This window comes from Paramylibacter ulvae (genome assembly GCF_014652655.1).
Lineage (GTDB): Bacteria > Pseudomonadota > Alphaproteobacteria > Rhodobacterales > Rhodobacteraceae > Amylibacter > Amylibacter ulvae.
Map to the genome: position 1 here is coordinate 333,123 of NZ_BMZF01000002.1, position 16,388 is coordinate 349,510.

Genomic DNA, 16,388 nt, shown 5'->3' on the forward strand with positions numbered 1-16,388 from the left:
CTAAATCTCAGATTTGGTGAGCAACCCATGTTCGACCAGACAATCCGCCCATCCACTGGATGTTGTGAACAGGTGGGTATTCCACCCGCGTGATTTTGCCATTTCGATATTGTCTGCGCGATCGTCGGTGAACAACAGATTTTCTGGTGCATGGCCACAACGCTCTTCGACCATTTCATAGATCAGCGCATCGGGCTTGATTACACCCATGTGCCCAGAGACATATCGTTGATCAAATTCGCCCAAAACATCATACACCGTTTCAGCATAATCAAAGCTTTGAATTCCGAAATTTGTTAATGCAAACACAGGAATACCCTTTGATCTTAATGTTCGCAGCAAGCTTACAGATTGGGGAATAACGGGTGCTGCCATTTCGATCCAACGATCATGCCACATTCGAATTTCGTCACGCCATTTTGGATTTTTCTCGGCAAAGTCATAAATAGTTTCTTTGAACGGTGCGCCGCGATCAATGCTGTCATTCATGCCGTGCAGATCAATTTCCGCAAACATCGCTTTGCGTCGATCCGCGCCAATCACCGCATCATAAAGCCGTTCTGGCTGCCATTCGATCAGAACATTTCCAATGTCAAAAATAACGGCGGTAATCATGGGGCGGTCTCCTTTAATGCCGCGCGAATTTCGCGCTCTAGGCTATTGAGAAAATTGGATCGGTCCGCCTTGGAAAATGGTTTTCCACCGTCGCGATGAAATGGATCTGCGGCGCGGACATCCGCCATTAAATCACGCGTTGCCAATTGGTTACCGATGTTTGCTGATGTAAACATATCGCCATTGTGGCGAATGGTTCGCGCCCCACCAGCAACGGTTTTTGCCGCCAAGGGAATGTCCCCCGTGATCACCACATCGCCCAACTTTGCGCGATCCGCGATCCACATATCGGCGATATCTGGGCCGTCTGGAACAATGATATTTTCCACCAGCGGGTGCGGATTGGGGCGCAAACCGCCGTTTGATACGATGAAGACTTTGCATTTGTGGCGCTCGGCCACGCGCACGACCTCGTCTTTGACGGGGCAAGCGTCGGCATCGACATAAACACTGGTCATGATTTCATTTCGGGCTTTGGCATACGTTGCCATGCATCGAAACCAGCCGCTTTATATGCTTCTGCCAATGTTGGATAATTGAACGTGTTTTCAATGAAATAATCCACAGTGCCCGAATGGTTCATCACGGCTTGTCCAATATGGATAAGCTCTGTCGCGCCTTCGCCCATGATTTGAACGCCCAAAATACGGCGCGTTTTCAGACTGACCAGCATTTTTAGAACGCCATGTTCGATGCCCATGATGTTGCCGCGTGATGTTTCGCGAAACTTGCCGATCCCAACTTCGTATGGAATGCCACGCTCCTGAAGCTCTTCTTCGGACATGCCGCAGGTTGAAATTTCGGGTACAGCATAAATGCCATACGGAAACCACGGTGATTCAGGTAGGGTTTTTTCACCCAACGCATGACATGCCGCAATGCGCCCTTGTGATAGCGAGGTTGACGCGAGCGATGGAAACCCAATAACATCGCCCGTCGCATAGATATGCGGTTGTTCTGTTTGATAGGTTTTTTCAGTTACTTTCACGCGCCCACGGTGATCTGTTTCCAGCTCGCAGGCGCTTAAGTTCAAGCTTTCGGTGGCACCCATACGACCCGCAGCAAACAACAACATTTCCGCACAAGCACGCCGCCCATTGTCGGTTTGCACAACGATCTGATCGCCTTCGTCTTCCACCGATGTCACCTTGCACCCTAGTCGAAGGTCAAGCCCCATATCTCTGATTTCATGTGAAAAATCTTGGATAAGGGTGGCATCTATAAAATCCAAAAACGTCTTTCGCGGCTCGATCAATGTGACCTTAACATCTAGTGCTTGCATCATTGTGGCGTATTCCACGCCGATTACACCCGCACCAATTACAATCATGCTACGGGGCAAACGGTTTAGTTCGATCACGTCATCACTGTCCAAAATTGTGCTGCCGTTGAACGGGATATATTCGGGGCGAAATGGCACGGTGCCTGTTGCGATCAGGAAACGATCCGCGGTGAAGGTCATGCGTTCGTCGTCTTCACCGATGACTTCGATTGATGATTTCGATGTAAAATGTGCCTCGCCGTGCATGATGTCCACATGATTTCGCGCGAACATATTTTCAAGGTTATCAACCTCGTAGTTCAATGTCTTAACCAACCGTTGGCGCAGATCATCCGCCTTGATCACATCCTTGGCGCGGTGCGCACGACCATAAAAGCTGCGCTCGCGATACCCAGACAGGTTCATAATGGTTTCACGCAAGGTTTTCGACGGGATCGTACCTGAATGCACAGATACGCCGCCTACCTTGCGCCCACGTTCCACAACCAACACTTTGCGTTTTAATTTACCGGCTTGCATCGCGGCAGCGCGCCCGGATGGGCCGCTACCAATAATAATCAGGTCATAATGAGACATGCGTCGTTCCCGTGTTTCATGATCAGGATATTTGCACGGGTTTTCCCACGCAAGGTTTATTCATCCAGTTTGCGATACATTATCAACGCATCAACCATGCCGTTTTGTGGGTGATCGAATGCATCGGGAATGCGCCCGATGACGTCAAACCCATTGCGTTGCCATATCGCAATTGCGCGGGTGTTGCTGGCAACGACGAAATTAAACTGCATGGCACGAAATTGCTTCGTTGTGGCGGTTGTTAGCGCGTGATCCAGCATTGCGCGCGCCACGCCTTTTCCTTGTGCCGCGTTGCTGGTGGCAAATCCACAATTACAGATATGTGCGCCATTACCCGCTTGGTTGGGACAAATATAATATGTACCCAAAACCGTGTTGCCGTCGTGGCAAACAAATGCAGAGTGATTACCTTCCATCCAATATGACAGCGCGTTCTCACGGCTGATATCTGGATCAATGGCATACGTATCGCCTGCACGAAACACAGGTTCCAAGATTGCCCATATTGCATCTTGATCGGCGTTTGTTGCAGGCGAGATTTGGATCATTTTTCGAACTTAAAATTCAACAACCGCGCGGATGGATTTACCCTGGTGCATCAATTCGAATCCTTCGTTGATTTCATCAAGCGAAAGTTTATGCGTGATCATTGGGTCGATCTCGATTTTACCATCCATGTACCAATCAACAATCTTGGGAACATCCGTGCGTCCAGATGCGCCACCAAATGCGGTGCCGCGCCACACGCGCCCAGTAACCAGTTGGAATGGACGTGTGGAAATTTCCGCACCTGCTGGTGCCACACCGATAATGACGCTTTCGCCCCAACCTTTGTGGGCTGCTTCCAATGCGGTGCGCATTACGTTTACGTTGCCAGTAGCATCAAATGTATAGTCCGCGCCACCACCCGTGACGTTGACCAGATGTTCGACCAAGTCACCTTCAACTTCGCTGGGGTTCACAAAATCGGTCATGCCAAATTTGGTGGCCATTTCAACCTTGGAATCATTCAAATCAACACCAACGATTTGATCTGCGCCCGCAAGGCGCAAGCCCTGAACCACGTTCAAACCAATACCACCCAAACCAAACACGATCGCGGTTGATCCGATTTCAACCTTGGCTGTGTTAATCACAGCGCCAATGCCCGTTGTGACACCACAACCGATATAACAAATCTTGTCGAATGGCGCGTCTTTGCGCACCTTGGCCAATGCGATTTCGGGCATCACTGTGTGATTGGCAAATGTGGAACAGCCCATGTAATGCAGGATCGGCGTGCCATCCATCATGGAAAACCGCGTGGTGCCATCGGGCATAACGCCTGCACCTTGGGTGGCACGAATTTTTTGGCACAGATTGGTTTTTGGGTTCAAACAATATTCGCATTCGCGACATTCAGGAGTGTAAAGCGGGATCACGTGATCGCCAACTTCTAGTGATGTGACACCCTCGCCAACCTCGATCACAATGCCTGCACCTTCGTGGCCAAGGATGGCGGGAAATGCGCCTTCTGGATCGTCGCCTGATCGTGTGAATTCGTCGGTGTGGCACAGGCCAGTGGCCTTGATCTCGATTAACACTTCGCCCGCCTTTGGGCCTTCTAGGTTTACATCCATTACGACGAGTGGTTTGCCTGCTTCCATGGCGACGGCGGCGCGTGTTATCATGATTCATCTCCAAGCTGATATTTCAGACAGAGTGTAGGCAATTTCGCCCCATAAGGAAAATGGATTTATGTTTGATACAAGAACTTTGTTAATCTGCGGTGCGCTTGTGGGCGTAACAGCTTGCGAACAGCAAATGCCTGTTGAGGTGATCGGCGCACCCCAAGAATGCGCAGCTGATTCATTTCAGCACTTATTGTGGCAGCCTCAAGATTTTCTAAACGGTGTCACACTGCCAAAAGGCACCCGCGTGATTGGGCCAGATACGGCTGTAACCATGGATTATCGTAGCGACCGCATGAACATTGCGATTGGAAAATTAGGTCGCATTGAACGTATTTATTGTGGGTAAATTTTTATACGTTTAGAATTTCTCAAGGCTTGGCGGTAACACTCGCCATATGAAAAAGATAACCTTTCTGTTGATGAGCATTATCCCCAACGCCGTGATTGCCGCCCCGCAAACCAGTAGCGTTTTTTCTGGCAGCTTGGTTTTTCCAAATTCGGCATTGCCATCGGATGATGATAACCTGAACGCGGAAACCACATTGACGCATAGTGTGAATTACGGGCGCGTTTTGGGAACCGCGGATTTCATTTTGTACAGCGCACTTTTCGGCGCGCGCGATTCCCAAGACAACCGTTTTGCTTCCAAACAACGGCTTAGCATTGGTGCAAAGCTGCGATATGAATTGTTTGCAGGCGCCAAGGTTGCATTTGGTGCGCGATATGACATGGACAACCGCGATCTGTCGCAAACACGCTACAAGCGCTGGATTGCAACAGCGGATTTTGATCTGTGGAAACGATTGAACCCCGCTAAAGACGGCGATCAAATTGTGTTGAGCGGGTGGGCAAATCTGCGCAATTCTGCCGGGCGTGATGGCGCGCGCGCGGACAATTGGGTTGGCCAAGGGCGTTTTGAGGTCGCACGCGAAATTACACGGCTTCGCCATATCGACCCAGCGCCAAGCGTGGGCGTTTTTCTGGGTGCAGGATTTGTTACCGATCACGAAGGATTGGATTACAATAACAAGGTGAAAATAGACGGGGGGATTCGGTTGAAATGGCCGATTTATGATCGTGGGAATTTAAATCTAAATCTGCGCTATACCGCTGATCGACGCTATATTTCGGATGAAACACACCATGGCCCATCCATAAGCATGTCTTGGTATGTGCCGTTTAATTTTTGATGCGATATTGGCTATGACAGGCTTTGCAAGATGCACCAATCGCGGCCATCGCAGATTTTAGATCATCGCCATTTTGCACCGTTGCTGCAGCCATTGCAGCAGATTCCAGATCGTGCGCGAGCGTGTTAAACGCATCCATATCGTCCCAAATCTCTGCTTTTGCCTCGGTTGGCATCGACATATCTTTTTCGGCGAAAAGCGCGGGGATGTTATGCGCGTGAACCGCGATGTCATTCGCGGCGGCGCTGACCAAATCGCGGTCGAATGTGTCATTTGAATTGGCTTGTTTTCCCAAGACCTTCATGGCCGCCTGTATGGATTTCATCCCTTCCATGCGTTCCAATACAGCACCCGTCGCGTTGCCATGTGCAAACGCGGATGCGCCAAGCGCGAAGACCGCGAAAAATGCGTAGATCGGTTTCATAAGTTCTCCTTAAGAATTAACGATATGTCCCACCTAGTTTTTCAATCTGGGAATTGGAACATTTTTTATTGCGAAAACAGGATTTTAAAATGCGTTGTTCCTGTAATGTTGGGGATGCTTTGTAATGCCCACCACAAGGGCCCATTTGTAAAACATATCCGGTACTGGTTTTTTGAAAATATGCGATGGCGTCTTGGTCATCGGTTGGAAACCCACCACACCACACGGATAAACATTGGACTTGGACATTCACAGGCAGGGTTTTTGGATCACCCCATCCTGCATCGCCCATAAATCGACCGCTGAATGATGCTTGAACAGAATATGATTCATGTTGCGCGGTGCCGTCTTTACCCTTGTTTGGGTTAACAATTTTTTGTGTCGCGGTTATTTTACCAAACCCCAAAACATATGTGTCATCGCTCGCGGCAAAATCATTGAACGAACGGGCAATATTCGGGCGCATACATGACAGCGCGTGGGCGGATTGGGCAACCATCATGCCAGCGCATGCAAGTAAAATAATAGGTTTCATATCGATCCTCTCGCATAGACAGGTAATAACGATTTATCAGATATCAAATGGGTGCTTACGCCAGTTGGGTTTGAAATTCGCGTAAAACCCGTTCGTATGTGGCGCGTTTAAATGGCACGATACTGTCCAACAGTTGATCGGCGGGCATCCAGCACCATTTTGCAAATTCGGGGTGCTCGGTTTCGATATTTACCAAATTATCATCACCCAAAAACCGCATCAAAAACCATTGTTGTTCTTGCCCGCGATATTTGCCCTTCCACAATTTGGGAACCAGCGCATGTGGCAGATCATATGGAATCCAATCATCCGTTTGTGTAACAATTTCCACGGCGTTGGCGGGAATGCCAGTTTCTTCTTCTAGTTCGCGTAACGCGGCATCGCGGGGGTCTTCACCCGGATCAACGCCACCTTGGGGCATTTGCCACGCGGCGGTTGGATTATCCAAACGCTGACCTGCGAAAATACCACCATCACGATTGCACAACATTATGCCCACGCATGGACGATAAGGTAGCGCGTGAATTTCTTCTTCGGTCATCTTGAAACCTTGGGGTAAAATAGGCGGGGGCTGTTGCGCCCCCGCGTTTTAGTTGCCGTTTTTCAAAACGGACAAACCTTTGAGCACATCCAACGCATATGCGAGCTGATAATCCTGATCACGCAATTTCGCCGTTTCGATTTGCGCATTGCGCTCTTCTTCCAACTGTTTGCGCTCATCTTCTGTCAGGCTGTCATTTTCCAATGAACCGCGCAAATCTGCCTCGAACCGTTGCGCCTGTGAATCTTCTTCTAGAATATCGTCCAGCGGCGGGCGTTGTTCAACCAAGATATCGGGCGCCACGCCCAGCGATTGAATGGATCGCCCAGATGGCGTGTAATACCGCGCCGTGGTTAAACGGATTGCACCATCGCCTTGCAGTGGCATGATGGTTTGAACCGATCCTTTACCAAAACTGGTTGTGCCGATGATGATCGCGCGGTGATGATCTTGTAATGCACCGGCAACAATTTCAGATGCAGATGCGGATCCGCCATTGATCAAAACCACAATGGGTTTGTCTTGTGCCAAATCACCGTCTGTTGCGTTGAACCGTTCGCTGTCACCGCTGTCGCGTCCACGGGTTGAAACGATTTCACCTTTGTTCAAAAACGCATCGGAAACCAAGATCGCTTGTTTCAACAAACCACCAGGGTTGTTACGCAAATCAATGACAAACCCGTTTACATTGCCAATCCCGCCAAGCTCGCTCACTTGATCGGCAAGGCTGTCTTCTAGGTTTTCATAGGTTTGATCGGTGAATGATGACACGCGCAAAACAACGGTTTCGCCTTCGGTGCGCGCACGTACTGCTTTGATCTTGATGATATCGCGTACGATTGACACATCGAATGGTTCTTCGACGCCTTCGCGTGCGATTGTGACGATGATTTCAGATCCAACAGGCCCGCGCATTTTTTCAACGGATTCATCCAATGACAATCCCATTGTGCTGTCGCCATCGACCTTTGTGATGAAATCGCCCGCCTCGATGCCCGCGTTTGCCGCTGGTGTATCGTCAATCGGTGATACAACTTTGATAAAGCCGTTTTCTTGGGTCACTTCGATGCCAAGGCCGCCAAATTCGCCGCGTGTTTGCACTTGCATGGAATCAAAATCGCTTGGCGGCATATAGCTGCTGTGGGGATCAAGGGACGTTAACATCCCATTGATTGCGCTTTCGATTAATTTGCCCTCATCAACCTCTTCGACATATGCCGAACGGATGCGCTCAAAGATATCGCCAAACAAATCCAACTGTTCATAGGTCGATTTCACCTTTGCCGTTTCTTGCGCGATCAAAGGGCCGGTGAATTGCGATGTCATTACAACCCCAGCAAGCGTGCCACCCAAAGCTGCCATAAACAATTTGTTCATCAGATATCCTAATTCTGTTCCAATCCGAACCAATCCATAGGATTCGTCGGGTTTCCGTTTTCTCGTACTTCTATATAGAGCGTTTCTTGCCCCAGAGTACCACTCCCTTGTGATGCGTCGACCAGAAAATCGCCAAGTTTCGCTTCTTTTCCGCCCAAAAGCCCCACAGGGTCGCCTTTTTCAACCACTTCGCCAACCGCACCATACGCTTGGCTCATGCCTGCCAATACAATAAGATAACCCGCATCGGGTTCAAGAATAATAACATTTGCGTAATCAAGAAATGGTCCAGCGTATCGAATTGTTGCCGAAACGGGGGATGAAACCAATGCCAAACTGGATGTTGCCAGCAAAATACCAGGGCGTTTTAGCCCAGCCGCGTCCGCCTCGTTGAACTTGCGCAACAGCGTTCCAGTGGTCGGCAGCACCAATTTCCCACGTAATTCTTCAAATGGAATCGGTTGTTCGTCCAGCTCATCAAATGGAATTTGTGTTAACGCATCGGCGAAAAAATCCAATGTTGCGCTGTTGTCTGCCAAAATTTGAATGCGGATGGGATCTTCGCTAAACCGTTTTGGCAATTCTTCGCGCTGGCTGATTGCTTGTGATAATTTCACCCGCGCTTCTTGCACACCAGCAAGGCTTAGTTGCAAATCTTCTTCAGCAAGCTGTTGCATGCTGCGAATTTCTTCTAATTCGGTCAATTGAACGCGCAAGTTTTCCGCCTCAAGCTGTAATCCCGGCGTTACTTCTGATACCATCATGCCAGATCGCGCCGTGCCAACCGCGCCCTCTGGATGGATCAATAACAATGGGGTTGTCGCGCGCTCAAGTGTGAGCAAAACCCCCAAAAGCTGGCTAATCTGATCGCGGCGGTTTTCAAATTCCAACTTGATCACACGTTCGCGAATGGCGGCGGTGCGCAACCCATCGCGCATGGCTAACAATCCGTCTTCGAATGCGCGAATGGTTTGGGTCAGTGCGGCAATGCGGTCATCTGCAGACTCCGCAGCGATCAGCTTGGCACTCGCTTCGCGCAACGATTGCGATGCATCCCGCGCCATTTTTGTTGAACTGGCCGCGCCAAATGCGCCTGATGCCATGCACATCGCCGCGATCAAACCAACAATGGCACGCACGGGTTTCATTGAATAATTAAACTTTCGCCTGTCATTTCCGTGGGCTGTTCCAAACCCATCAACGCCAACAGGCTGGGCGCTAAATCCGCCAATCGTCCGCCATCGCGCAATTGCGCATTTTCGGGGCCGCCGATCAATGCCACGGGCACAGGGTTGGTCGTGTGCGCGGTATGTGGCCCGCCGGTTTTTGGATCAATCATCATTTCGCAATTGCCGTGATCGGCGCAAACAATCATTGCTCCGCCCTGCGCATCCAGCGCCAACATCACCGCGGCCAACCCACGATCAACCGATTCACACGCGGCGATCCCTGCATCCAAATCACCTGTATGTCCGACCATATCTGGATTGGCATAATTCACCACGATCAAATCATACCCGCCCTGCGAAATTGCCTCGACCAAATGATCCGTGACTTCGCCCGATGACATTTCAGGTTGCAAATCATACGTCGCCACCTTGGGGCTCGGCGCTAAATAGCGATGCTCTTCTAGTGCGGGTGTCTCCACCCCACCATTAAGGAAAAACGTCACATGCGGATATTTCTCAGTCTCTGCAATACGAAACTGTCTGCGCCCATGCTTTGAAACCCATTCACCCAATGTGTTCTTGATATCCTCATTCGGGAATACCGCATCCATATACGCATTATGCGCATCTGAATATTCACCAAACCCACAGATAGTCGCAAGCGATGGTCGCGCACCCGTATCAAACGCATCAAAGGCAGGATCACCAATCGCCGCCATAATTTCGCGCGCACGATCGGCACGAAAATTCAAACACATGATGCCATCACCATCACGCATCCCTGCATAATCGCCCAACACGGTTGGCGGGATAAATTCATCCGTCACATTATTGGCATAGGCTGCTTCAATCACTATGCGCGCGCTATCACCACGCACTCCATCTCCATGCACCATCACGCCAAAGGCCTGTGCCACACGTTCCCAACGATTGTCACGATCCATCGCGAAATACCGTCCGGAAATGCTGGCGATCTCAACTGTATCGCCAAGCTCACGCTCCAAATGTTCCAAATATCCAATTGCCGACTTTGGCGCCACATCGCGCCCGTCGCCAAACAGGTGCAACTTCACGTCCAACCCCGCTGCACCCAAGGCCTTGGCGGTGGCGATCATATGATCCACATGGCTATGCACACCGCCATCGGACAGCACGCCACATAAATGGGCAACACCGCCGCTGGCCTTCAGCGCCGCTATAAATCGCGTGATCCCAGGTAGGGTATCAAATACGCCGCGTTCCACCGCGCTTTCAATCTTACGCAGATCCATTTCCACAACACGCCCAGCGCCAATGTTCATATGGCCCACTTCGGAATTGCCCATCTGCCCTGCGGGCAAACCAACATCCGTGCCATATGTGATCAAGGTCGACGATGGGTAATCCGCCATGATCCGATCAAATGTCGGGGTGTTTGCCAATGCCACGGCATTGCCATCGCGTATATCGCTTAATCCCCAGCCATCGAGGATACACAGAATAACAGGTTTGGGGGTCGTCATGGATAATGTCCTTTGCTTACCAGCGTTTTACTGTGCAAAGGCTGCGTAATCAACCATTCAACGTGTTAAGATGTCGCTCACCTTCAATGCGCGCGTGTTTGAGCCATCCACCTTTAACTTACCCTTCATCACCGCCATCATTGGGTTTTGGCTTCCGTCCAAAATCGCGGCAAATACTTCGGGTGCGGCACTCAATGTCACATCGGCGTCTGCGTCACCCAATGTGGCACCGTCCTCGGTCAGGATTATGGTGGCAAGGTCGGTGAACACCAATTTTGCACTGCCGCGAATGTTCCCACGTGCTTTGCTATCCAACAGGGCGACGATGTCTTCTACACTATGTGTCATGCAATTCTTTCCAAAGTTTTTAAACGGCTAACTCAAATGGCCAAATCAAACAATTCTTTCGTGGCGGCATTACACGCGGTGATATGGGCTATTATTCAGAATGCTGGCGGCGCGGTATAACTGTTCTGCGATCATCACACGCGCTAACATATGTGGCCAAACCATTTTGCCTAAACTGATGCTGAAATCCGCCTCTTTGCGCAGATCGGGTGCAATGCCATCCGCACCCCCAATGACAATAGCAATATCTCCACGCCCTTGGTCGCGGTACTCTGCCAACCGATGCGCAAAGTCGGGGCTTGATATCACCTTGCCGCGTTCATCCAGCGTGATTAAAATCGCACCCTTTGGAATGGCGCGGCGCAACAGCGTGGCTTCGTCGGCCATGCCGCTTTTCTTGGCTTCCAATTCATGCACAACAACGGGCCCAAGGCCCATGCCACGTCCCGCTTTGTTAAATCTATCAAGATAGTCGTCAATCAATATGCGTTCCGGCCCATTTCGCAATCGGCCAATCACGCATAGATGCACGCGCATTTATGCGTCCGCTGGTTCGGCGGCTTCGTCAGGCAACCACATCTTTTCGATCTGGTAAAATTCGCGCACTTCTGGGCGGAACACATGAACGATAATATCGCCCGCATCCACCAAAACCCAGTCGCCCGTGCCTTTGCCTTCCAGCTTTGCGATTATCCCTGTGGTTTCTTTGATCCGCTGCAATAACTTTTCAGAAATCGCCGCCACTTGGCGTGATGAACGGCCAGATGCCACAACCATATGATCCGCCATGGAAGATTTTCCAGACAGGTCGATGGGAATGATATCCTCTGCTTTGTCATCTTGAAGTGAATTCAAAACCAAATCGAGCAAAGACATGCTCGGGATGTTTGTCGCATTTGCAGGTTCTGCTGCATCAACAGTTCTAGCCAGAACCGTATCCTCCGTGTAACGCACCGATCCTTGGTGCTAAGGTATCCCCAAACTAACAGAGCATAGAACTGGCGACAAGGTGAAACACACGGACGTGAACCGCGCCAATTCCCAACGTCATTTCTCCGAATGTTCAAAATATCCGCGCCGCAGGCATGGATGCACATGCTGTGAGCGCAAACTTAACCCTCTTAACCATTTGGCATAATTGTGCGAGGCTCCTTTCTGATACATGAAAGGGTATATAAATGCCGAAAATCGTCGTTTTTTGGATACTACTTCTGATCCCGTCCATCACGATGTCAGGTGAACTAGCGCCCAAACCTGATCGGTTCCATGAATGCAGAACACTCGGGGATGCTGTCAACGAAGTAAGAGAATGCTTTTTTGCTGTGGGTGAAACAGTAGAACGCGAAATGGTCGATGCTTATTTGGGAGCGCGCAACGCATTAGAAGCCTTTGATCATGAACACGCCTTGAAAAGTGATCATTTCACCAGCACGCTTCTACAAGAAACCCAAATCGCCTTTGAGCAATACCGCAAATTGCATTGCCAATTTCCTGAACGTGTTTCTCTTGGCGGAACTGGTGCAATAAATGTAACACTTGCCTGTCGCGTTGATCTTACGCTCCTGCGCATTCTGCATCTTCGTGAATATGCCAGCATTAAGTGAACAAATTTTGTGCAAAGCCCGTGCCTGACAGCTGTCCGCCACTTGTCCGACGTCTGTCCCACGGATGTCTTACAGGTGAATCACATAAAAAAACGGCGCGAATGTTCGCGCCGTTTGTCATCTGCCATATCAAAACAATGCGTTATGCGCGCACGAGTTTTTCATATGATTCTGCGATGTCACGCGCCATTGCGCCGACTTCAAAATTGTAATCACCGATTTGCCCAACAGGGGTCACTTCGGCGGCAGTGCCCGTTAACCAGCATTGTTCAAAACCTTCTAATTCTTCAGGCATGATGTGGCGCACATGGGTTTTGATGCCTTTTTCTTTCAGCATATCAATCACCGTTTGGCGGGTTAATCCGTTCAAGAAACAATCGGGGTCTGGTGTGTGGACCTCGCCGTTTTTCACAAAGAAAAGGTTTGCACCCGTCGCCTCTGCCACATAACCGCGATGATCGAACATCATGGCGTCGGAACAGCCCTTTGCCTCGGCCTGATGTTTGGCCATTGTACAGATCATATAAAGGCCAGAAGCCTTTGCAAAACAAGGGATTGTTTCGGGGCTGGGGCGTTTCCATTTGGAAATATCCAGCTTGGCACCCTTCATTTTGGCATCACCATAATATGCGCCCCATTCCCACGCGGCCACGGCCATGCGCACTGGGTTTGCTTGCGATGCGACACCCATATCGGTGCCTGAACCACGCCATGCCAATACGCGCACATAGGCATCGGTTAAACCATTGGCCTGCATCACTTCGTATTTGGCGGCTTCGATTTCATCAACAGTGTATGGAATTGGCACATCAATATATTCGCCAGATTTCAACAGACGTTCGGAATGCAGACAGCTTTTAAAGATTTTACCGTTATACGCACGTTCACCTTCAAATACAGATGATGCATAGTGCATTGCATGGGTCAACAAATGCACATTCGCATCGCGCCAATCCACCAGCTTTCCGTCCATCCAAATTTTACCGTCACGATCATCATAAGCACCGGCCATGGTATCCTCCTAACAAGATAACTTTATAAATGTTTCGCAATTAAGGCCGCTTCGGTCATAATATTGCGTAAAACCAAGAATCAGCTAGCATTTGATTCTTGGAATGTCAACAATACTGACATAAAGTGATGAAAAACAGGGCAGGATGAAAACCATGCAAGATGGCAACGTGACCAGCGGCAACCACGGCGAAGATCTTTTGTTCCTCACGGATGATAATCTGTTGCAGGGGATCGAGCTGATGTTTTTTGCTTACAAGGGCTTTACATCAGACCCTGACAAGATTTTGCAAAATTATACCTATGGTCGTGCGCACCATCGCGCAGTGCATTTTATTAACCGCAAGCGCGGCATTACGGTGAACAACTTGTTAGATATCCTTGGCGTGACGAAACAATCTTTGAACAGGGTCTTGCGTCAATTGGTCGATGATGGTCTGGTTGAAAGCCGTATTGGCACCACAGATCGTCGCCAACGTAATTTATACCTGACCCAAAAGGGTAAGGATTTGGAACAAGAATTGTCCGATGCGCAACGCGTGCGTATGCGAGCGGCATTTCGTGATGCTGGCCCTGATGCGGTGCGTGGGTTTCGCGCCGTGTTGGAAAATATGATGGACCCCGAAATGCGCAAACGTGTGCAAGGTTTGAAAGGATAACAATGGATCAACCAGACGCACATATTTTGATCGTTGATGATGACGAGCGCATTCGCGGTTTGCTGCAAAAATTTTTGGCGCGCCACGGTTACTGGGTGAGCGCGGCACGCGATGCGGCCCATGCCCGGCGTTTGCTGGAAGGGTTGGAATTTGATCTGATCGTGATGGATGTGATGATGCCAGGCGAAGATGGTGTTACATTGACCAGAAGCTTGCGCGAAACGCTGACCACGCCGATTTTGCTGCTCACGGCTAAGGGTGAAAGCAATGAACGCATCATGGGGTTGGAAGCAGGGGCAGATGATTACCTGACCAAACCGTTCGAGCCCAAGGAATTGGTGCTGCGTATCAACGCGATTTTGCGCCGTATACCATCCGATGAACAACGAGACGAACCGCCAAAGACGCTTCATATGGGTGAAATTCGTTATGACATTTCACGCGGCGAATTATGGCATGGTGAAAGCCTTGTACGCCTGACCGCAACAGAGGGTGCGTTAATGCGCATTTTTTCCACCATGCCCCACAGCCCTGTCAGCCGTAATAAACTGGTCGAAGATTTGGCACGCGATGGTGTGACCAGCCAAGAACGTGCGGTGGATGTGCAAATCACCCGCCTGCGTCGTAAAATTGAAGCCGATCCAAAAGCGCCGCGATATCTGCAAACTGTGCGTGGTGCTGGTTATATGTTGGCGCCTGATTAAATCATGACAACGGCATTGATCACCCATCCCGATGGATTGAGACACGAAACGCCAATCGGTCACCCCGAACAGGTGGCGCGGCTACAAGCGATTTATGATGCGCTAGGATCTGCGGAATTTGATGCATTGTTCCGGCTGGAATCAGAACTGGGAACCGATGAACAGGTGTTGTTGGCCCATCCCGCCACACATCTGAGCGCAATCAAATCTGCATCACCAGCAACAGGAACCATTTCACTGGACGCTGATACGCATATGTCAGCAGGCAGTTTGGACGCCGCCTTGCGCGGTGTTGGTGGTATTTGCCAAGCTGTGAATATGGTAATGTCAGGTGACGCAGGCAATGCATTTTGCGCCATGCGACCACCAGGACACCATGCGGAAAAAACAACGCCAATGGGGTTTTGCTTGTTTGGCAATGTGGCGATTGCTGCGAAACACGCATTGGAAAACCATGGCCTGAAACGTGTGGCGATTGTGGATTTTGATGTGCACCACGGTAATGGCACCCAAGATTTGGTCTGGGATGATGAACGTATTTTGTTTGTATCAACCCATCAAATGCCGCTCTACCCTGGTACGGGGTATCCCCACGAGGTGGGCGCGCATGGGAACGTATTGAACATTCCTATTGAAACGGGCGCAACGGGTGCGGCGCTGCATGCCGCGATGAACGATCAGATATTGCCAGCATTGATCGCGCACCAACCCGAAATGTTGTTTATCTCTGCGGGGTTTGATGCTCATCGCGATGATCCATTGGCGGGTTTAAACTTTGAAACAGAAGACTTTGCCATTGCAACGCGCAGCCTGTGTGATTTTGCACGCGATCACTGTTCGGGTCGCCTTGTATCAACATTGGAAGGCGGGTATGATCTGCGCGCATTGGCACAGTCTTGTGCCGCACATATTCGTGTTTTGATGGAGTACAGTAAATGACACAAACACCCGTCGCAGAAATGTCGTTTGAACAGGCGATGCAAGAACTGGAAACATTGGTGACACAGCTTGAAGGCAGCCAAGTCGCACTGGACGATTCAATCAAGCTTTATGAACGTGGCGCAGAGTTGAAAAAACATTGCGAAGACAAATTGAAATCTGCCGAAGAAAAAGTAGCGAAAATTACATTCGGGGCGGATGGGAAACCAAACGGCCTGACCGCTGCGGACGAGTAATCA

Annotated in this window: 22 protein-coding genes; 7 read left to right on the plus strand and 15 right to left on the minus strand. The window is 50.0% G+C overall.

The window, feature by feature from the left end; translation table 11 throughout:
* The 5 genes from IE094_RS06355 to IE094_RS06375 are packed head-to-tail and all read right to left on the minus strand — an operon-like array spanning nucleotide 1 to nucleotide 4,143.
* Nucleotides 1-615: an HAD family hydrolase gene (locus IE094_RS06355; RefSeq protein ID WP_189639743.1), complete on the minus strand. Its 615-nt coding sequence runs from the start codon at nucleotides 613-615 to the stop codon at nucleotides 1-3.
* Entirely contained in the window at nucleotides 612-1,073 is a 462-nt protein-coding gene (locus IE094_RS06360) for a YaiI/YqxD family protein (RefSeq protein WP_189639744.1), read from the minus strand. The genes IE094_RS06355 and IE094_RS06360 overlap by 4 nt, the downstream gene beginning before the upstream one ends.
* A complete protein-coding gene (gene sthA, locus IE094_RS06365; RefSeq protein ID WP_189639745.1) occupies nucleotides 1,070-2,473 on the minus strand; it encodes a Si-specific NAD(P)(+) transhydrogenase in 1,404 nt (467 codons plus the stop codon). The genes IE094_RS06360 and sthA overlap by 4 nt, the downstream gene beginning before the upstream one ends.
* A 56-nt stretch (nucleotides 2,474-2,529) precedes the next feature.
* Nucleotides 2,530-3,021, minus strand: coding sequence for a GNAT family N-acetyltransferase (locus tag IE094_RS06370; protein ID WP_189639746.1), 492 nt, complete (start codon nucleotides 3,019-3,021; stop codon nucleotides 2,530-2,532).
* A gap of 9 nt (nucleotides 3,022-3,030) precedes the next feature.
* Complete coding sequence (locus IE094_RS06375; protein WP_189639747.1) at nucleotides 3,031-4,143, minus strand: S-(hydroxymethyl)glutathione dehydrogenase/class III alcohol dehydrogenase; 1,113 nt, start codon at nucleotides 4,141-4,143, stop codon at nucleotides 3,031-3,033.
* A gap of 67 nt (nucleotides 4,144-4,210) precedes the next feature.
* On the opposite strand from IE094_RS06375, the gene IE094_RS06380 reads away from it, so the two are divergent.
* On the plus strand, nucleotides 4,211-4,492 hold the full coding sequence (locus tag IE094_RS06380; RefSeq protein ID WP_189639748.1) for an I78 family peptidase inhibitor: 282 nt from the start codon (nucleotides 4,211-4,213) through the stop codon (nucleotides 4,490-4,492).
* Between the two features lie 73 nt (nucleotides 4,493-4,565).
* Nucleotides 4,566-5,336: a hypothetical protein gene (locus IE094_RS06385; protein WP_229802104.1), complete on the plus strand. Its 771-nt coding sequence runs from the start codon at nucleotides 4,566-4,568 to the stop codon at nucleotides 5,334-5,336.
* Here IE094_RS06385 and IE094_RS06390 read toward each other — a convergent pair.
* The 9 genes from IE094_RS06390 to rsfS form a co-directional block, all read right to left on the minus strand.
* Nucleotides 5,326-5,760 carry a c-type cytochrome gene (locus IE094_RS06390; protein ID WP_189639750.1) on the minus strand — a complete coding sequence of 145 codons (435 nt, stop codon included), beginning with the start codon at nucleotides 5,758-5,760 and terminating at the stop codon, nucleotides 5,326-5,328. The genes IE094_RS06385 and IE094_RS06390 overlap by 11 nt on opposite strands.
* 16 nt (nucleotides 5,761-5,776) lie before the next feature.
* A complete protein-coding gene (locus IE094_RS06395; protein WP_189639751.1) occupies nucleotides 5,777-6,295 on the minus strand; it encodes a hypothetical protein in 519 nt (172 codons plus the stop codon).
* A 55-nt stretch (nucleotides 6,296-6,350) separates the two neighbouring features.
* Nucleotides 6,351-6,836, minus strand: coding sequence for an RNA pyrophosphohydrolase (locus IE094_RS06400; RefSeq protein WP_189639752.1), 486 nt, complete (start codon nucleotides 6,834-6,836; stop codon nucleotides 6,351-6,353).
* A 48-nt stretch (nucleotides 6,837-6,884) separates the two neighbouring features.
* Nucleotides 6,885-8,213 carry a S41 family peptidase gene (locus IE094_RS06405; protein ID WP_189639753.1) on the minus strand — a complete coding sequence of 443 codons (1,329 nt, stop codon included), beginning with the start codon at nucleotides 8,211-8,213 and terminating at the stop codon, nucleotides 6,885-6,887.
* A gap of 8 nt (nucleotides 8,214-8,221) precedes the next feature.
* Nucleotides 8,222-9,361 (minus strand): murein hydrolase activator EnvC family protein, encoded by a 1,140-nt coding sequence (locus IE094_RS06410; RefSeq protein WP_229802107.1) that lies wholly within the window; start codon nucleotides 9,359-9,361, stop codon nucleotides 8,222-8,224.
* Entirely contained in the window at nucleotides 9,358-10,884 is a 1,527-nt protein-coding gene (gene gpmI, locus IE094_RS06415; protein ID WP_189639754.1) for a 2,3-bisphosphoglycerate-independent phosphoglycerate mutase, read from the minus strand. Before gpmI ends, IE094_RS06410 begins: the two co-directional genes overlap by 4 nt.
* Before the next feature lie 57 nt (nucleotides 10,885-10,941).
* Nucleotides 10,942-11,232, minus strand: a complete 291-nt coding sequence (locus IE094_RS06420; RefSeq protein WP_189639755.1) for an SCP2 sterol-binding domain-containing protein — start codon at nucleotides 11,230-11,232, stop codon at nucleotides 10,942-10,944.
* Nucleotides 11,233-11,301: 69 nt separating this feature from the next.
* Nucleotides 11,302-11,769 (minus strand): 23S rRNA (pseudouridine(1915)-N(3))-methyltransferase RlmH, encoded by a 468-nt coding sequence (gene rlmH, locus IE094_RS06425; protein ID WP_189639756.1) that lies wholly within the window; start codon nucleotides 11,767-11,769, stop codon nucleotides 11,302-11,304.
* Nucleotides 11,770-12,108, minus strand: a complete 339-nt coding sequence (gene rsfS / locus IE094_RS06430; protein WP_189639821.1) for a ribosome silencing factor — start codon at nucleotides 12,106-12,108, stop codon at nucleotides 11,770-11,772.
* Between the two features lie 302 nt (nucleotides 12,109-12,410).
* On the opposite strand from rsfS, the gene IE094_RS06435 reads away from it, so the two are divergent.
* Entirely contained in the window at nucleotides 12,411-12,836 is a 426-nt protein-coding gene (locus tag IE094_RS06435; RefSeq protein ID WP_189639757.1) for a lysozyme inhibitor LprI family protein, read from the plus strand.
* 142 nt (nucleotides 12,837-12,978) lie between these two features.
* Here IE094_RS06435 and IE094_RS06440 read toward each other — a convergent pair whose 3' ends face one another.
* Entirely contained in the window at nucleotides 12,979-13,848 is an 870-nt protein-coding gene (locus IE094_RS06440) for a branched-chain amino acid aminotransferase (RefSeq protein WP_189639758.1), read from the minus strand.
* A 154-nt stretch (nucleotides 13,849-14,002) separates the two neighbouring features.
* On the opposite strand from IE094_RS06440, the gene IE094_RS06445 reads away from it, so the two are divergent.
* Genes IE094_RS06445 through IE094_RS06460 form a run of 4 tightly spaced genes read left to right on the plus strand, consistent with a single transcriptional unit; the run spans nucleotide 14,003 to nucleotide 16,385 of the window.
* Nucleotides 14,003-14,506 carry a MarR family winged helix-turn-helix transcriptional regulator gene (locus IE094_RS06445; protein ID WP_189639759.1) on the plus strand — a complete coding sequence of 168 codons (504 nt, stop codon included), beginning with the start codon at nucleotides 14,003-14,005 and terminating at the stop codon, nucleotides 14,504-14,506.
* A 2-nt stretch (nucleotides 14,507-14,508) separates the two neighbouring features.
* Nucleotides 14,509-15,210: a response regulator gene (locus IE094_RS06450; protein WP_189639760.1), complete on the plus strand. Its 702-nt coding sequence runs from the start codon at nucleotides 14,509-14,511 to the stop codon at nucleotides 15,208-15,210.
* A 3-nt stretch (nucleotides 15,211-15,213) separates the two neighbouring features.
* Complete coding sequence (locus tag IE094_RS06455) at nucleotides 15,214-16,149, plus strand: histone deacetylase family protein (protein ID WP_189639761.1); 936 nt, start codon at nucleotides 15,214-15,216, stop codon at nucleotides 16,147-16,149.
* Complete coding sequence (locus IE094_RS06460; protein ID WP_189639762.1) at nucleotides 16,146-16,385, plus strand: exodeoxyribonuclease VII small subunit; 240 nt, start codon at nucleotides 16,146-16,148, stop codon at nucleotides 16,383-16,385. The genes IE094_RS06455 and IE094_RS06460 overlap by 4 nt, the downstream gene beginning before the upstream one ends.
* Nucleotides 16,386-16,388: the final 3 nt, after the last annotated feature.

Bases quoted from the DNA above. Each gene is read 5' to 3' on its own strand.
- rsfS (WP_189639821.1), bottom strand. From the start codon at position 12,108: ATGTCTTTGCTCGATTTGGTTTTGAATTCACTTCAAGATGACAAAGCA.
- rlmH (WP_189639756.1), bottom strand. From the start codon at position 11,769: ATGCGCGTGCATCTATGCGTGATTGGCCGATTGCGAAATGGGCCGGAA.
- IE094_RS06460 (WP_189639762.1), top strand. From the start codon at position 16,146: ATGACACAAACACCCGTCGCAGAAATGTCGTTTGAACAGGCGATGCAA.
- gpmI (WP_189639754.1), bottom strand. From the start codon at position 10,884: ATGACGACCCCCAAACCTGTTATTCTGTGTATCCTCGATGGCTGGGGA.
- IE094_RS06445 (WP_189639759.1), top strand. From the start codon at position 14,003: ATGCAAGATGGCAACGTGACCAGCGGCAACCACGGCGAAGATCTTTTG.
- IE094_RS06360 (WP_189639744.1), bottom strand. From the start codon at position 1,073: ATGACCAGTGTTTATGTCGATGCCGACGCTTGCCCCGTCAAAGACGAG.
- IE094_RS06435 (WP_189639757.1), top strand. From the start codon at position 12,411: ATGCCGAAAATCGTCGTTTTTTGGATACTACTTCTGATCCCGTCCATC.
- IE094_RS06420 (WP_189639755.1), bottom strand. From the start codon at position 11,232: ATGACACATAGTGTAGAAGACATCGTCGCCCTGTTGGATAGCAAAGCA.
- IE094_RS06355 (WP_189639743.1), bottom strand. From the start codon at position 615: ATGATTACCGCCGTTATTTTTGACATTGGAAATGTTCTGATCGAATGG.
- IE094_RS06390 (WP_189639750.1), bottom strand. From the start codon at position 5,760: ATGAAACCGATCTACGCATTTTTCGCGGTCTTCGCGCTTGGCGCATCC.
- IE094_RS06410 (WP_229802107.1), bottom strand. From the start codon at position 9,361: ATGAAACCCGTGCGTGCCATTGTTGGTTTGATCGCGGCGATGTGCATG.
- IE094_RS06455 (WP_189639761.1), top strand. From the start codon at position 15,214: ATGACAACGGCATTGATCACCCATCCCGATGGATTGAGACACGAAACG.
- IE094_RS06450 (WP_189639760.1), top strand. From the start codon at position 14,509: ATGGATCAACCAGACGCACATATTTTGATCGTTGATGATGACGAGCGC.
- IE094_RS06400 (WP_189639752.1), bottom strand. From the start codon at position 6,836: ATGACCGAAGAAGAAATTCACGCGCTACCTTATCGTCCATGCGTGGGC.
- IE094_RS06405 (WP_189639753.1), bottom strand. From the start codon at position 8,213: ATGAACAAATTGTTTATGGCAGCTTTGGGTGGCACGCTTGCTGGGGTT.
- IE094_RS06370 (WP_189639746.1), bottom strand. From the start codon at position 3,021: ATGATCCAAATCTCGCCTGCAACAAACGCCGATCAAGATGCAATATGG.
- IE094_RS06395 (WP_189639751.1), bottom strand. From the start codon at position 6,295: ATGAAACCTATTATTTTACTTGCATGCGCTGGCATGATGGTTGCCCAA.
- IE094_RS06375 (WP_189639747.1), bottom strand. From the start codon at position 4,143: ATGATAACACGCGCCGCCGTCGCCATGGAAGCAGGCAAACCACTCGTC.
- sthA (WP_189639745.1), bottom strand. From the start codon at position 2,473: ATGTCTCATTATGACCTGATTATTATTGGTAGCGGCCCATCCGGGCGC.
- IE094_RS06440 (WP_189639758.1), bottom strand. From the start codon at position 13,848: ATGGCCGGTGCTTATGATGATCGTGACGGTAAAATTTGGATGGACGGA.
- IE094_RS06385 (WP_229802104.1), top strand. From the start codon at position 4,566: ATGAGCATTATCCCCAACGCCGTGATTGCCGCCCCGCAAACCAGTAGC.
- IE094_RS06380 (WP_189639748.1), top strand. From the start codon at position 4,211: ATGTTTGATACAAGAACTTTGTTAATCTGCGGTGCGCTTGTGGGCGTA.